At 50.5% G+C, this 15,169-nt stretch carries 15 protein-coding genes; 1 reads left to right on the top strand and 14 read right to left on the bottom strand.

Going from position 1 to position 15,169, the window contains the following annotated elements; all coding sequences use genetic code 11:
- Positions 1–255 precede the first annotated feature (255 nt).
- The 11 genes from AC3WTP_RS01705 to AC3WTP_RS01655 all read right to left on the bottom strand — a co-directional run bounded on the left by AC3WTP_RS01705 (position 256) and on the right by AC3WTP_RS01655 (position 10,668).
- On the bottom strand, positions 256–1,818 hold the full coding sequence (locus AC3WTP_RS01705; RefSeq protein WP_492392842.1) for an NADH-quinone oxidoreductase subunit N: 1,563 nt from the start codon (positions 1,816–1,818) through the stop codon (positions 256–258).
- Positions 1,815–3,422 (bottom strand): complex I subunit 4 family protein, encoded by a 1,608-nt coding sequence (locus AC3WTP_RS01700; RefSeq protein WP_492392841.1) that lies wholly within the window; start codon positions 3,420–3,422, stop codon positions 1,815–1,817. Before AC3WTP_RS01700 ends, AC3WTP_RS01705 begins: the two co-directional genes overlap by 4 nt.
- On the bottom strand, positions 3,423–5,315 hold the full coding sequence (nuoL, locus tag AC3WTP_RS01695; RefSeq protein ID WP_492392840.1) for an NADH-quinone oxidoreductase subunit L: 1,893 nt from the start codon (positions 5,313–5,315) through the stop codon (positions 3,423–3,425).
- Between the two features lie 66 nt (positions 5,316–5,381).
- The gene (gene nuoK / locus AC3WTP_RS01690; RefSeq protein ID WP_458569938.1) at positions 5,382–5,693 is read right to left on the bottom strand and encodes an NADH-quinone oxidoreductase subunit NuoK; all 312 of its coding nucleotides are present in this window, start codon (positions 5,691–5,693) and stop codon (positions 5,382–5,384) included.
- Positions 5,690–6,337 (bottom strand): NADH-quinone oxidoreductase subunit J, encoded by a 648-nt coding sequence (locus AC3WTP_RS01685; protein WP_492392839.1) that lies wholly within the window; start codon positions 6,335–6,337, stop codon positions 5,690–5,692. The genes nuoK and AC3WTP_RS01685 overlap by 4 nt, the downstream gene beginning before the upstream one ends.
- Positions 6,330–6,782 (bottom strand): NADH-quinone oxidoreductase subunit NuoI, encoded by a 453-nt coding sequence (gene nuoI / locus AC3WTP_RS01680; RefSeq protein ID WP_458569940.1) that lies wholly within the window; start codon positions 6,780–6,782, stop codon positions 6,330–6,332. Before nuoI ends, AC3WTP_RS01685 begins: the two co-directional genes overlap by 8 nt.
- Positions 6,783–6,798: 16 nt before the next feature.
- Positions 6,799–7,809, bottom strand: coding sequence for an NADH-quinone oxidoreductase subunit NuoH (nuoH, locus tag AC3WTP_RS01675; RefSeq protein ID WP_492392838.1), 1,011 nt, complete (start codon positions 7,807–7,809; stop codon positions 6,799–6,801).
- Positions 7,809–8,909, bottom strand: a complete 1,101-nt coding sequence (locus tag AC3WTP_RS01670; protein ID WP_458569942.1) for an NADH-quinone oxidoreductase subunit D — start codon at positions 8,907–8,909, stop codon at positions 7,809–7,811. Before AC3WTP_RS01670 ends, nuoH begins: the two co-directional genes overlap by 1 nt.
- A gap of 6 nt (positions 8,910–8,915) precedes the next feature.
- Complete coding sequence (locus AC3WTP_RS01665) at positions 8,916–9,800, bottom strand: NADH-quinone oxidoreductase subunit C (protein ID WP_492392837.1); 885 nt, start codon at positions 9,798–9,800, stop codon at positions 8,916–8,918.
- On the bottom strand, positions 9,797–10,315 hold the full coding sequence (locus tag AC3WTP_RS01660) for a NuoB/complex I 20 kDa subunit family protein (protein WP_458569944.1): 519 nt from the start codon (positions 10,313–10,315) through the stop codon (positions 9,797–9,799). Before AC3WTP_RS01660 ends, AC3WTP_RS01665 begins: the two co-directional genes overlap by 4 nt.
- Entirely contained in the window at positions 10,300–10,668 is a 369-nt protein-coding gene (locus tag AC3WTP_RS01655) for an NADH-quinone oxidoreductase subunit A (protein ID WP_492392836.1), read from the bottom strand. The genes AC3WTP_RS01660 and AC3WTP_RS01655 overlap by 16 nt, the downstream gene beginning before the upstream one ends.
- Before the next feature lie 456 nt (positions 10,669–11,124).
- Here AC3WTP_RS01655 and AC3WTP_RS01650 point away from each other — a divergent pair, with 456 nt between their 5' ends.
- The gene (locus tag AC3WTP_RS01650) at positions 11,125–11,778 is read left to right on the top strand and encodes an SDR family NAD(P)-dependent oxidoreductase (protein ID WP_492392835.1); all 654 of its coding nucleotides are present in this window, start codon (positions 11,125–11,127) and stop codon (positions 11,776–11,778) included.
- Positions 11,779–12,297: 519 nt separating this feature from the next.
- On the opposite strand, the gene AC3WTP_RS01645 is transcribed toward AC3WTP_RS01650, so the two are convergent.
- From AC3WTP_RS01645 to atpG, 3 genes are all read right to left on the bottom strand, one after another.
- The gene (locus AC3WTP_RS01645) at positions 12,298–12,711 is read right to left on the bottom strand and encodes a F0F1 ATP synthase subunit epsilon (protein ID WP_492392834.1); all 414 of its coding nucleotides are present in this window, start codon (positions 12,709–12,711) and stop codon (positions 12,298–12,300) included.
- A 69-nt stretch (positions 12,712–12,780) separates the two neighbouring features.
- A complete protein-coding gene (gene atpD, locus AC3WTP_RS01640) occupies positions 12,781–14,187 on the bottom strand; it encodes a F0F1 ATP synthase subunit beta (protein WP_492392833.1) in 1,407 nt (468 codons plus the stop codon).
- A gap of 85 nt (positions 14,188–14,272) precedes the next feature.
- Positions 14,273–15,139 (bottom strand): ATP synthase F1 subunit gamma, encoded by an 867-nt coding sequence (gene atpG, locus AC3WTP_RS01635; protein WP_492392832.1) that lies wholly within the window; start codon positions 15,137–15,139, stop codon positions 14,273–14,275.
- Between the last annotated feature and the right edge of the window lie 30 nt (positions 15,140–15,169).

Here is a 15,169-nt window from a genome sequence, read left to right as displayed (position 1 = left end):
CACATCCAGTAGTATCAATAGTTGCACTAGAGGGAGTGGTGCGCCCCCATACAACTGCCAACCCTATCAATAGAATTAGCGTGTATAACTTATTCGTCGTCTCACTTGCCAATCCTGTACTTGATATGGAAATGAGATGAAAGTCCCATGCAAGTGGTTTCTAGTTCAATAAAAATGTAATAAACCGGTTCATTCCCGCCATTAAAGGTGGACGTGAACCGGTTCATTATAACACATTCAGGACAGCATCGATATTTAAGGCTTTACGGGTACGATGATGTCCCCAGGAATCGAGAATAAAGTATTCAACCATTCAATAACCACATTCGGGAACAGTCCCAGAGCAATAACAAGAACAACGCATATCCCAATCACGATCCCTTGTGCAGCTGGCACTCTTACAATGTCGTGATTGTTTTGGCGCATATACATTTGTCGGATAAATCCGAAGTAGAAGTAGAATGAGATCACACTCGTTATCATCATCACGATAGCAATCCAGTACGCTCTGGTTGCAGCAGCCCCTACGATAATGTACAGCTTGCCAAAGAATCCAGCCGTTATCGGAATTCCCGCAAGGGAAAGCACGAACACTGTCATGGCTATGGCGAGCCATGGCTTGCGGTAATACAAGCCTGCGAAGCCGTTCATTTCATCATGGCCAGCCGCGCGGCTAACCGGCAGCAGCACAGCAAATGCCCCCATCGTCGTTACGAGATACGCCGCTAGATAGAACCAGAAAGAAGTGAAGAACGATGTGTATACCGACTCTGTTGATAGCAGGTCCATAGCGATCGGCACTAACAGGTAACCCGCGTTGGCGATACCGGAAAGGGCAAGCAATCGTTTCACATTCGTTTGACGAAGCGCCATTGTCGTACCGACTATCATCGAGAGCGCCGCGATAACCAATAGAATGGTCAGGATATCATGGTAGATAACGAAGTCATGACCAAGCCCGAAGAATATGTTATAGATCATTCGCAGCAAGATCACAAGACTCGCGCCCTTCGCTACAACCGCCAGGAATGCGGTGACAGGTGTCGGCGCACCCTGATACACATCTGGCGACCATGCATGGAACGGTGCTGCCGCAATCTTGAAGCCTATTCCCACAATCAGGAGCAGCAAGCTTACATAGATAAGCGGTTCATAAATATCAACCGATGAGCCAAGCGCAAACGCAATATCCGGCATATAGGTGCTGCCGCTCATACCATACAAGAACGACATTCCATATAAAATGAAAGCGGAAGCCACACTGCCGAGTACTGCGTACTTAAAGGCGCCTTCAGTAGATCGGCGATCCTTCTTCTTCATTCCCACCAGGATATAGGAGGTGATGCTGAGCAATTCCAAGCCAACGTACATCGTGATCAGCTCCGCAGCTGAAGCCATCATCATAGCTCCAAGCGTCGCAGGCAGCAGCAAATAATAGTATTCGCCGCGATGAGGAATCTCATCGTCACGCATGCTGCCTATGCTCATTAAGATAACGAAGGCCGTTCCTATTAGGAAGAGTACTTTGATCAACAGTGCGAAATCATCTACACGATAGCTGCCGTTTAGCAGCATTACCGCTTCTACTTGCGCTCCTCCGAGCGACTGCGAATAACGATCGATTAATGTCCAGATGACGAATCCGAGCGAGACTACTACACCCGCAAGGGACATAATACCGATCCAATCGCGATTCACTCGACGCGGGAGCATTAAATCTATCAAGGATAAGAGGACGGCCGCGATAACCAGCGTCAATTCCGGTGCCAGAATCGCTAGATCGCTCCATTGTAAGGGTGAAACCAGCTGCTCACTCATGGACCTACCCCCCTTACTTTTAAAATTTCAATAATGTGCTGGATTCCTTCGTCAACTGGAATTGTGATGAAGGAAGGGAAGATTCCGATTATTAGAATGCAAGCCGCCAAGACAATCGCCGGAACAGCTTCCATCAATCGCGCATCTTTCAAACCTGCATGATGCTCCGCAATCGGTCCATACGTTATAGCCAGCACAGCTCGCAGAACATAGACAGCGCTCAGCACCAGACCTAATGTGCCAATAATAGCAGCCCATGGCATGGCATCAAACAGACCGAGCAAGGAGAACAGCTCCGCAGGGAAACCGGACAAGCCTGGCAAGCCAAGTGAGGCCAGACCGGCGAGCAGCAGCATCCCGCTGATGAAAGGCATGCTCTTCGCGAGACCGCCAAGCTCGTCAAGGCGAGTCGTGCTCGTGCGTTCCAGAAGTCCGCCTACCAGCAGGAAGAACAGCGCTGAGATAAAGCCATGGGAAACCATTTGCAATACCGCGCCCTGCAGCCCAATCTCATTCATGGCCGCGATTCCAAACAGTACGAATCCCATATGGCTGATACTGGAATATGCCAGTACAAGTCGGAGTTCCTTCTGTACAAATGCCAATACGGCACCGTATACGATGTTAATAATACCGAGAATCGCCAGAGCCGTAGTCCAAGATGCCGCTTCTTTAGGAAGCAGTGCCACCCCGAACTGGATTAAGCCGTAGGCGCCCATTTTCAACAGAATACCGGAGTGCAGCATGACGATAGGCACAGGCGCTTCGACGTGCACGCGCAGCATCCAAGTATGGAAAGGGAAGATCGGAAGCTTGATGCCGAATGCGATCAACAACAAGATGAATGCGAACATACGCCAGCCTTCCGAAAGGTAAAATGGAGTATCCATGATGTTTACGAACGCATTAGGATTCGCCAACTGACTCATAATCAAGTCAATGTTGCCGGTGTAGGCGAGCTGACCGCTCGGGTCTTGAACTAGGCCGGCGGTGACGGTCAAGATTGCGAAAGTTACCAGCATCAAGGCTGAACCTAGTCCGTTATACACCAGAAAGCGATTGGCCGCCTTCTCTCTGTTGAGGAATCCCCAGATGCCGATCAAGAAGAAGGTCGGTACAAGCGTCCACTCAAAGAACATGAAGAACAAGAACAGATCTCTTGCCATAAATACACCCAGCATACCTACTTCTAACAGCAGGAACAGGATGTAATAGGTTTTGACACGCTTCTGAATGTTTAATGACGCTAATGCCGCCATAACCGTAACGATCGTCGTTAACAACACCAACGGCAAGGACAATCCATCGATCGCTAAATGATATTGGATAGCAAACTTCCATGAAGTTGCATTGGTTAGAACATCAATATTCAACGGAATCGATATCCAGTTAAATGCCTCCGTGAGTGACTTCCCCTTCTCCAAGTTTGCGTAGTCAGCGTATATGAGCAACGACAGCACTAACGGAATGAGGGTCGTCACAATCCCGATCGTACGAATAGCGGGCACACGATCCTTCGGAACGAACAGAAGCAGCAGCACACCAAGCAGCGGCGAGAAGGTTAACAGCGTCAGCCATGGGATGGATGAGACAGATGATAGCATTTACCACAACTCCCTTCCGAGCGCTAACACAAGCACGACAAGCGCCGCAAAACCAAACAATGAAATGAGGCCATAGGTTTGCAGCTGACCGTTCTGCAAGCGAGTAGAAGTCTTTCCGAAGCCGACCGCAATCGCCGAAATACCGCGTACAGCACCATCAACGATGTAATAGTCGAAGGCATTAAGCGCGCGTCCGATCGCGCCCAGTGGACGAACGATGATAAGCTGATACAACTCATCGATATAGTACTTGTTCTCCAGCAGACGGTAGACTGGGTTCACCTGCTCACCAGGTGCCGTGCGGCCGCGTTTGCCCGGTCCGTACAGCATGTATCCAAGCAGAATCCCCGCGATACCTGCAGCAGAAGACAATACGATAACGAGAATATTGGCATGCTCCTCTTCAGGCGCTCCTGTCAGCCACGTGCCGAATTGACTGTTAAATGGCGTATAGACGAAGCCAGCTACAACGGCGAGAACCGCCAATACGATAAGCGGAATCGTCATCGTAGATGGAGATTCATGAGCATGATCATGCGCTTCTTGATTAGCAGCTGGGCCGGTGAACACCAAGAAGAACAATCGTGCCATGTAAAATGCAGTAAAGCACGCTGCCACCAGTCCTACGATAAAGAGCAGCATATTTTGTTCCCATGCCGCTGTTAGAATGGCATCCTTAGACCAGAACCCTGAGAATGGCGGAATACCTGATAACGCCAACGTGCCGATCGCAAAGGTCCAGGTTGTAATCTTCATCTTGCGGCTCAAGCCGCCCATACCGAAGATGTCTTGGGTATGTATCGCATGAATGACGCTGCCCGCTCCCAAGAACAGAAGAGCCTTGAAGAAGGCGTGTGTGAACAGATGGAATATGCCCGCAGTCAAGGCGCCAAGTCCGAGCGCCATCATCATGTATCCAAGCTGACTCACGGTGGAGTAAGCCAGAATCCGCTTAATGTCACGCTGTGCGATGCCTATCGTAGCTGCAAATATGGCTGTGAATCCGCCGACTGCCGCTACAATCGCCATCGCCGTGTCCGACACCTGGAAGATGTCGAACGTGCGAGCAACCAGATACACCCCTGCTGCAACCATCGTTGCGGCATGGATGAGCGCTGAGATCGGCGTCGGACCTTCCATCGCATCTGGAAGCCAGGTATGCAGCGGGAATTGACCTGATTTGCCGATAGCGCCGACAAAGATCAACGAAGCGATCCACGTCGCAAGACTGAGCGAGATACCGTGTTGAGCAGCAGAATCCGCACTCGCGAATACGGTCTTGATCGTTTCAAAGTCCAGCGCATGGTTAGGCATATGCCAGAACAAGATCAGAATCGCGATCAGCAAGCCTATATCTCCGATGCGGGTGACTATAAATGCTTTCTTGGCCGCCGCTCGGGCGGCGGGACGTTCATACCAGAAGCCTACGAGCAAGAAGGAGCATACGCCTACCAGTTCCCAGAAGATGTAGAGCTGGAGCAGATTCGGCGAAATGACAAGTCCGAGCATCGCGCTTGTAAACAGCGCGATATAGGCAAAGAACACGTTCTTACGCTCATCGTCTGCCATATACCCGCTGGCATACAGATTAACGAGCGTGCTCACGACCGTTACAATGATGAGCATCAACACGTTTAAGTTCGTTATTTCGTATCCGATTTCGAATCGAACATCCCCAAAGCTGACCCACTCATAGCTGTGCGTGAACGGCTCCGCTCCCGTACCGCGCTCCGTCAATACCAAGACAGATAACACTAACGAGATCAGCGAGCTTACGACGCCAAGCAGGGCGGCCGCACCTTTTATAGATCGGCCGAAAGCCGTCAGCACGAGGAACGCGAGCAGCGGAATGACCGGAATAGCCCACGCGTACTGTGAAAAGACGGTATTCATTCTCGTATCCTCCTATGATGAAACGGGTTGCCGTATTTCACGACCCTATCGCTTCATCTACACGGTTTATCTGCGCAAGTCGTCAAATTCGTCCACGTTTGCCGAACCTCGGTTCCGGAATAACGCAATCAGGATCGCGACCCCAACCGCAGCCTCCGCCGCTGCTATGGCAATATTAAAGAGTGAAAACACTTGTCCCTGCAAACTAGGTACCGCACCATATTTCGAAAAGGCGATCAGATTCAAGTTAACCGCGTTAAGCATCAACTCGATGGAGAGCAGCACGATTACCGCGTTGCGCTTGGTCAGTACGCCGTACAGTCCAATACAGAACAGAATCGCCGCCAGCGTTAAGAAGGAAGCCAGCATCGTACTCATTTCGATTCACCTTCCTCTTTCGCTTGCGACTGGAGAGCATCGCTGTCTGCCGGCACCGATTGGCGCAGCAGTTGCTTGATCGCTTCATTGTTCGGCGTTGGCTCGACTTTAAGCTTCGCTTCATCCGGATCTTCCTGCTTCGCCAATACGATCGCCCCGATAAACGCGGCCGTAAGCAGCACAGACAACAGCTCGAACGGTATAACATGCTCGGTGAAGAGCTTCTTACCTAGCTCCATCGTATTGTCCACAGCAAGCGACTTGTCCGCCGGCGTTGGGAAGGCCGTTCCGCGTATCGCGAAGAACAGCACACCGAACAGCGCGATACATCCGACACCCGCCAGCACCTCTTTCATAGGCTTAACAGATGCCGCATCCTGTTTGTCATGCTGCGTCATCATGATGCCGAAGATCATCAAGATCGAGATGGCCCCTGCATACACCAGCACTTGAACAAACGCTACGAACTCCGCCTCCAGCATAATGTAGACACCGGCCAAGCCGATAAATGTGAAAGCGAGCGAAACGACCATATGTACAACCTTGGTAAAGTGCACCATCAACACCGCGCCGGAAATGATACATGCCGCAAATACGAAGAACAATATCGTTTGCGCATTCCAATCAAATGACAGATCAAACATCTTTCTTCGCGCCTCCTTTCGGCGCTGTAGTTACGTTCTCTTTGCGGACATTCTTGTTGTTCTCGTCCAGCCACTGCAAGTTCTTATACAGATCATCGCGACTGTACGTCGCGAGCTCGAAGTTGTTAGTCATGACAATGGCTTCCGTCGGACATACCTCTGTACACAAGTCGCACAAAATGCAGATCTCGAAGTTGATGTCATACGTGTCAATAACCTTCCCCTTCTTCTCTGGGTCCGGGTTCGGCTTGCCTGTCAACGATATGCATTCCGTTGGACATATCTTGGCGCACAGGTTGCAGACGATGCAGTCTTCCGGCTTGAAATGCTGGATACCGCGGAAGCGGTCCGGCATTTGTAAAGGGACATCCGGATAGGCATAGGTTACTTTTTTGGATGTCATGGCCTTCCACGTCACACCAAGACCCTTGAATATTCCTTTCACGGAGATCACCCCTTGCTTATTTGATGAATATCTCGATATATACCGCCGTTACGAATATATTGACTAACGCTAACGGCAGGAGCACCTTCCAGCCAAAGCTCATCAGTTGATCGACGCGGATACGCGGAAGCGTAGCGCGCAGCCAGAACAAGAAGAATACGCAGAAGGTAAACTTGAGTATGAACCACAATAAGCCTGGAATGAAGTCCAGAAAGGCAAGCGGCGGATGCCAGCCGCCCAGAAACAATACGGTAGTCAATGCGGCGATGGCGAATACGTAAACGTATTCCGACAGCATGAAGAAGGCAAAGCGGAAGCCGCTGTATTCAACGTGATAACCTGCAACAAGCTCAGATTCCGCTTCCGGCAAGTCAAACGGTGTACGGTTCAATTCAGACACCGCAGCAATGATGAACACGACAAAGCCGATGATCTGCGGCAGGAAGTTCCACTCCCAGAAGTTGTTGCCTTGTCCTTCCACGATGGTCCGCATGCTCAAACTGCTGTTCAACATGATCACGCCGACGACGGACATTACTAACGGAATCTCATAGCTGACCATCTGCGCCGCTGAGCGCATGCCGCCAAGTAAGGAATACTTGTTGTTCGAAGCCCAACCACCCAGCACAATACCAATCGTTGAGATACTGGACAGCGCCGCATAATACAGCAGGCCGACATTCAAGTCTGCAAAGCCCAAGTTAGCCGCATACGGAATGGTTGCCAATACAGCGAATGCAGGTACATACGTAATGACTGGCGCAAGCATGAACAGCGCGCGGTCCGCTTTCTTCGGAATCGTATCTTCCTTAATCAGCAGCTTAAAGATGTCAGCAAAGGATTGAAACAGTCCCCACGGTCCTGTCCGATTGGGTCCGATCCGGAACTGCATCCAGCCGATAACTTTGCGTTCAAAGTAGATGGCATAGGATACAAAGAGCAGGATGAACAACAGAAACACGACCGCCCACGCAAAAAATGTTAAAGTGTTAATCCATGAAAAAGGTTGCTGAATGAGATCATTCATTAGCAGTCCACCTCCCCGACGACGATATCAACGCCGCCCAAGATGGTAATTAGGTTCGTCATCGTTTCACCGACGAGCAGCTTAGGCAAGATCTGCAGGTTGACGAAGGACGGACGACGGAATTTCAGGCGATAAGGCTCTGTCTTGCCCTTGGATACGATGTAGCAGCCGATCTCGCCGCGCGGCGATTCGATGCGTTGGTACACTTCACCAACAGGAGGACGAAGTACCCGAGGCACCTTGCCCAAAGTTTCGCCGCTGGATGGAAATTGTGCGACTGCTTGTTCCAGGATGCGGAGACTCTGCTTGATCTCTTCGATCCGAATGAGATAGCGGTCGTAGCAATCGCCTCGTTGGCCAAGCGGTACATCGAACTCAAAGCGGTCATACAAGCTGTATGGCTCGTTCTTGCGCAGGTCCCAATCTACGCCGGTACAGCGCAGATTAGCACCGCTCAAGCCGTATGCAATCGCAGTCTCCGCATCGTAAGCGCCAATGTCCTTGATTCGAGCCAGAAAGATCTCGTTGCCGCTCACCAGCTTGTCGTACTCATCCAAGCGCTTGCGCATGTAGGGTACGAAATCTCTAACTTTATCGATCCAGCCGGATGGAGCGTCCCACTTCACGCCGCCTACACGCATGTAGTTGTAAGTTAATCGTGCCCCGGACAATTCGTTGAACAGATCGATGATGATCTCGCGGTCGCGGAAGGCGAACAGGAACGGGCTCAGGGCGCCAATGTCGAGCAGGTAGGTTCCCCACCATACGAGGTGGCTCGCCACACGCTGCAGCTCCATCGCAATGATCCGCAAGTACTCGGCCCGTTCAGGCACTTCAATATTCATCAACTTCTCAACTGCACTAACCAACACATAGTTGTTCGTCATGGCAGAGACGTAATCCATACGATCGGTATAAGGGATAATCTGAGTGTAATTAAGGTTTTCCGCGAGCTTCTCCGTTCCGCGATGCAAGTAACCCATAACCGGAATGGCTTCCTTAATGACTTCCCCGTCCAGCTTAACTACGATCCGGAATACACCGTGGGTACTCGGATGCTGGGGTCCTACGTTCAAGAGTAGTTCTTCTGTGCGTAACAAGGGTCATTACACCTCCGAATCGAGCGGCTCATAGTCTTTGCGAAGCGGATGGCCAACCCAATCATCCGACATCATAATACGTCGTAGGTCGGGATGCCCCGGGAAGTCGATCCCGAGCAAGTCATATACCTCGCGCTCATTCCAGTTCGCAGTCGCCCACAGCGGCGTCACAGAATCGATGGAAGGATGTTCACGATTGGTCCTTACGCGCACGGCAACTTCATTCTTCGTCGTTAAGCCGATGAGATGGTAGACGACCTCCATCTCTGTCTCCAGGTCAACGCCGGACAAATTGCGAAGGTAGTCGCAGGACCATTCGGGCTCGTCTCGCAGCCATTGCGCGACTCGATACCAATAATCTGACTTCACAGTCAGTGTAGGCAAGTGATTATTAACTTCATTAATCACAGCGCCTTCGATCGCTTCAGGCGCGAATGCAGCCTGCAGGTCAGCAACGAGCTTGTCGAGCAGCGGCTGCTTCGGCGATGGCTCCTTCGGCTGCTCAGGCTCCTCGCTCTTCGCGGCACGCGGCGCGCGCGCCGGGCGCTCCGTGGCAGGTGCCGCCGCTTCGCCTTCGGCCGCGCCGCTGTCTGCGCCTGCTTCAGGAGGCTTCGCACGCGCTGCGCGCCGCTCTTCAGCCAGCTTCGCGCGAGCAGCCTTCTCTTCTTCACTCAGCGGCTGCCTAGCCGGCTTATCCGCTGCCGCCTCAGGCCTAGCTTCGGCTTCCGTGGCTACACTGCCCGCGTCAGCCCCGGATATCGTAGCTTTCGCAGCACGCCTCTCTTCCGCCGCTCTCACGCGGGCAGCCTTCTCTTCCTCGCTCAGCGGCTGCCTGGTCGGCTTATCAGTCGCCTCCCGGTTAAGCTGTTCCTCTATCCGATTCTCACTCATCGGTTCGTCACCCGCTTTCCGGTCTTCGCCTCATAACGGATCTTCTCTTGCAGTTTATTAATGCCATAAATCAGTGCCGCAGGGTTAGGCGGACAACCTGGAATATAGACGTCGACCGGTACAACTTGGTCCACGCCCTTCACAACCGCGTAGGACTTCACATAAGGTCCTCCCGCTGTTGCGCAGGAGCCCATCGCGATCACCCACTTCGGCTCCGGCATCTGGTCATATAGACGGCGCAGCAGCGGCGCCATCTTCTTCGTTACCGTCCCTGCCACAATCATGCAGTCGGATTGACGAGGCGATGTGCGGAATATAACGCCGAATCGGTCCAAGTCATAGTGTGAGGCACCCGTGTTCATCATCTCTATCGCGCAGCAGGCCAAGCCAAAAGTCAGCGGCCAGATTGAATTGCTGCGAGCCCACGCCTTCAATTCCTCAAGCGTCGTAAAGAACACATTGCGTTCCAGCTCCTCCCGTTCCTGCGGGGAGATGGCTTCTAAAGCGAATTCCATGTGAGCACCTTCTTCTTCCAGGCGTATATTAATCCAACTAGCAATAAGGCGACAAATATAAGCATCTCGACTAATACGAACAAGCCTAACTGCTTATACGCTACGGCCCAGGGATACAAGAAAACGGTTTCTACATCGAAGATGACGAACATAAGGGCAAACAAATAATACCGGATGTTAAACCGTATTTGCCCTACGCCTACCGGTTCGTTACCGCTTTCATAAGTCGTCTTCTTCATTTCTGTCGGCTTGTTTGGACGCAGCAGTCGACCGATGCCCAGTGCGGCAACCGGCAGCAGAATTCCAAGAGCGACAAAAATGGCCACGATGACGTAATTGTTGATGTAGTTCATGACATCTCCTCCGTCGTGCAGCATTTTTTTGCAGAAAATATGTGATATTTGTAATAAACCCGCCACAATTATAACAAAACCTGCCAATACAGTCTATGAAAATGCTCCCATATTATTCTTTTTTATAGATTAATTTTCCTCTTTACTATTATGAGAGAGCTAATGTGAATAGAAGAAGCATTTTCGAATTTTCTGTGACGTTGCCAACGGCAATACACCTCAATGAGGGAGAGCTTGTGGCTTTTCCACCTTTTAGATATGATATGTTGTAGCACCACTTGAACACTGGTCAATAGAACTCGGACCATATCCGATAATCACGAGAGTTCCTTCCACATTATCGCTGTATTAATTCCAATCCTGTCCATTTTTAAAATATCTTTACCTTTGAATCGCGCTTCTGAATTCCGTTACAATAGATTTACATTGGATATTGACGACAAGGGGATGAACCGAATGAAACAACCGACGATCTGGATCGTGGGTGCCGGTTGCGGTATTGGCTTGGGGATTGCGAAGTCATTTGGCAAGAAAGGCTACACGCCTATTCTCGTAACTCGCAGCAAAGAGATATTAGAAGAGATGATACAGACACTTGCTTCGCATAATATTGAAGCTCATGGAGATGTCGCTTTCACTGGCGATGAGGCCGATCTGAACCGAACATTGCAAGCATTAGATTCACGCTACGGCACACCTGACGTTCTCGTGTATAACGCATCATCTCATACACCTGGTTACCCGTCTGAAGTTGCACCGCAGCATATGATAGACGACTTCAAAGTCACTGTAGTCGGAGCCTTAGTTACCGTTCAAAGCATTCTGCCTGGTATGAAGCAGCGCGGGAGCGGTACAGTACTGCTGACTGGTGGCGGACAAGCCCTTAATCCATCTGCGACTCTCGCATCTCTAGGTGTTGGCAAAGCAGGTTTACGCAGCTTGGCGCTCAGCCTGCATGAGGAATTGAAAACGTACGGGCTGTATGCGGGAACATTGACTGTGAGCGGATTCGTTCAGCCGAATACACCATTCAATCCTGACATGATCGGTGACGCATTCTATCACATGCATAAGATGAAATCAGACGCCGAGGTTACCATTAAGCCTTAAACAACTCCATAAACTGAGAGATTCAACCTCGCACATCCACTTATAGGTGAGCGGGGTTTTTTCATGTTCGAACATTTGATCATCTGGGAAAATCGTGGCCAAGTGCGCAGTTGTAGTGGAGTTAGAGCTGCATTCGAGGACATCGTTCCTTAGTAAATGGTTCAGTACATACTGTTGTTGATTTCACAGCGACACTTCACTAATAACCTCCCCTGCTGTTTTTGGGGGAGGAGCGGACACACAAGCCGTTATCTGTGAACAAAACCGCTTATTTTCTATATTCGCGGACCGTAGAGCCGTTATTTGCTTCAAAACGTTTAGTTATCACTAGTTTCGACACGAATAACGTCATCTGAGTCCGCTAAACTCAAAAATATCCTCCAAAATCAAAAATAGCGTCCCCTGTGTCCGTTATCCGTTACAGCGAGTCAGCATGACCGGTGGTTACCCTAACATCCCAATCAAAAAAGGGTGCCCCAGAGAACCAATCTCCAGGTACACCCTCTTATTAAACATTGATTACCGATGTTCGGACACTCGGATTCGTGTAACTGCGCGTTGAAGCGACAATTCTGCACGACGGAAGTCAACTGCATCTCGCTTGCTGCGATCTGCCATCGAGATACGCTGTTCTGCGCGAATCTTAGCTGCCTTCGCACGTTCCAGATCGATCTCCTCAGGCAATTCCGCACTTTCCGCAAGAACGACTACTTTGTCGCTGCGAACCTCCAGGAATCCGCCATGGATTGCAAGCCAATGCTCTTTACCCTCAGTCTTGATCTTCATCGGTGCAATCTGGAGCGGCGTGACTAACGGAATATGTCCAGCCATGATGCCAAGCTCCCCTTCAACGCCTTTAACGCTGATCATGTCCACCTCTTGAGCAAATACTTTGTGCTCAGGCGTGACAATTTCCAACATATAGGTGCTCAACTGCGGTTTCCTCCTTCCGTTCTGCGTCCCTCGCTAGGGTTCAAGCAGACCGTATCACGTCGAGGCCGCTTACAGCGTCTTCGCTTTCTCTACAGCTTCCTCGATCGTACCTACGAACAAGAATGCTGCTTCTGGAAGATCGTCGTGCTTGCCATCGAGAATTTCTTTGAAGCTGCGAACTGTTTCTTTGATCGGAACATACTTGCCCTTGAGGCCTGTGAACTGCTCGGCCACGTTGAATGGCTGGGACAAGAAACGCTGTACTTTACGAGCACGCGAAACCGTCAACTTATCTTCCTCGGACAATTCGTCCATACCCAAGATGTTGATGATATCTTGAAGCTCTTTGTAACGCTGCAGCAGGCGCTTAACGCCTTGTGCTACGTTATAGTGCTCTTCGCCGACAACGTCTGGCGCCAAGATACGGGAAGAAGACGCGAGCGGATCAACCGCAGGGAAGATACCCATCTCGGAAATCTTACGCTCCAGGTTCGTCGTTGCATCCAAGTGAGCAAACGTCGTAGCCGGAGCCGGGTCAGTATAGTCATCCGCTGGAACGTAGATCGCTTGGATCGACGTTACGGAACCTTTTTTCGTAGAAGTGATGCGCTCTTGCAATTGACCCATCTCAGTTGCCAGCGTTGGCTGGTAACCTACCGCGGACGGCATGCGGCCGAGCAAGGCAGATACTTCGGAACCCGCTTGAGTAAAACGGAAGATGTTATCGATGAAGAGAAGAACGTCTTTACCTTCTTGATCACGGAAATATTCCGCCATCGTCAAGCCTGTCAGCGCTACGCGAAGACGAGCACCTGGAGGCTCGTTCATCTGACCGAACACCATCGCCGTTTTCTTAATAACACCGGATTCTTTCATCTCTTCATACAAGTCGTTACCTTCACGAGTACGCTCACCAACACCTGCGAATACGGAGATACCGCCGTGTTCTTGTGCGATGTTGTTGATCAGTTCCTGAATCGTAACAGTCTTACCTACACCGGCACCGCCAAAGAGACCAACTTTACCGCCCTTAGCATAAGGAGCGAGCAAGTCAATAACTTTGATACCTGTCTCGAGAATTTCCGAAGTTGTGGACAATTCGTCATACTTAGGAGCTTCTCTGTGAATTGGATTGTTGTGTTCACTAACCACTTCACCTGCATTGTCAATTGGTTGACCCAGTACGTTAAATACGCGGCCCAATGTGACATTACCAACTGGAACTGTGATTGGTCGACCCAAGTCAACAGCATCCATACCTCGCACCAAGCCGTCTGTGGAGGACATCGATACACAACGAACGGTATTATCGCCCAAGTGCAAGGATACTTCCAGCGTCAGGTCGATACTAGGCTCGCCAGGCGCAGTTGATTGTCGATCAATCTTAATGGCGTTCAAGATTTCCGGAAGATGTCCACGTTCAAATTCAATGTCAACGACCGGACCCATAACGCTAAGTACGCGTCCTTTATTCATCTCGTTACCTCCTCTGACAGAACAGACCGCGGTGATATACACAGATCGCGATCGTTCTATCCTATTTGAAACTTGCTTTATCCGATTAGCCTTGAGCGTTCGCTCCAGCTACGATTTCTGAGATCTCTTGCGTAATGGCCGCTTGACGAGCACGGTTGTAAGTCAACGTCAGATCCGAGATCATCTTCGACGCATTCTCAGTCGCGCTGCCCATAGCTGTCATCTTAGCTCCGAACTCACTCGCCTTCGCATCCAACAGAGCGCTGTAGATCAGCGTTTCTGCATACTTAGGCAGCAAGTGAGCCAGGACCACTTCCGCTGACGGCTCATATTCATATGAAGCCACAGCACCACCGCCAGCCATGTGGTTATCTTCCAATGGAAGCAAGCGCTTCTCAACCGGAATTTGCGTAATGGCATTAACGAACTCGTTGTAGAACAGGTTCAATTCGTCATACTGCTCATCTTCGAAATATTTGACAGCTTTATTCGCGATCGTCTTAATATCCGAAAACATTGGAGAGTCAGGCAATTCTGTAATCTCTTCAACGATTGGCATATTGCGACGACGGAAATAATCGCGTCCTTTGCGTCCGATAACGAACAATACATACTCGTCACTCGACTTATGGCGCTCCTTGATAACCTGCATGACACTACGCAAGATGTTCGCGTTGTAACCACCAGCAAGACCGCGGTCCGATGTAATAACCAGATATCCCGTCTTCTTCACAGGTCGCTTCACGAGCATAGGATGATTTACACCCTTCGTTCCGGAAGCAATACTGGACACGACTTCCTTCAGCTTCTCAGCATACGGTCGTGCAGATTGCGCCTTCTCTTGAGCGCGGCGCAGCTTAGCTGCAGCCACCATCTCCATTGCCTTCGTGATTTGTCTTGTGCTCTGAACGCTCTTAATCTGGCGTTTAATATCGCGCATTCCTTTAGCCACTTACGTTTCACCTGCCTTTGACGCTTTGCG

It is taken from the genome of Paenibacillus sp. EB106-04-04-XG159 (genome assembly GCF_058791835.1).
This window is presented reverse-complemented; position numbering and strand designations above follow the sequence as displayed.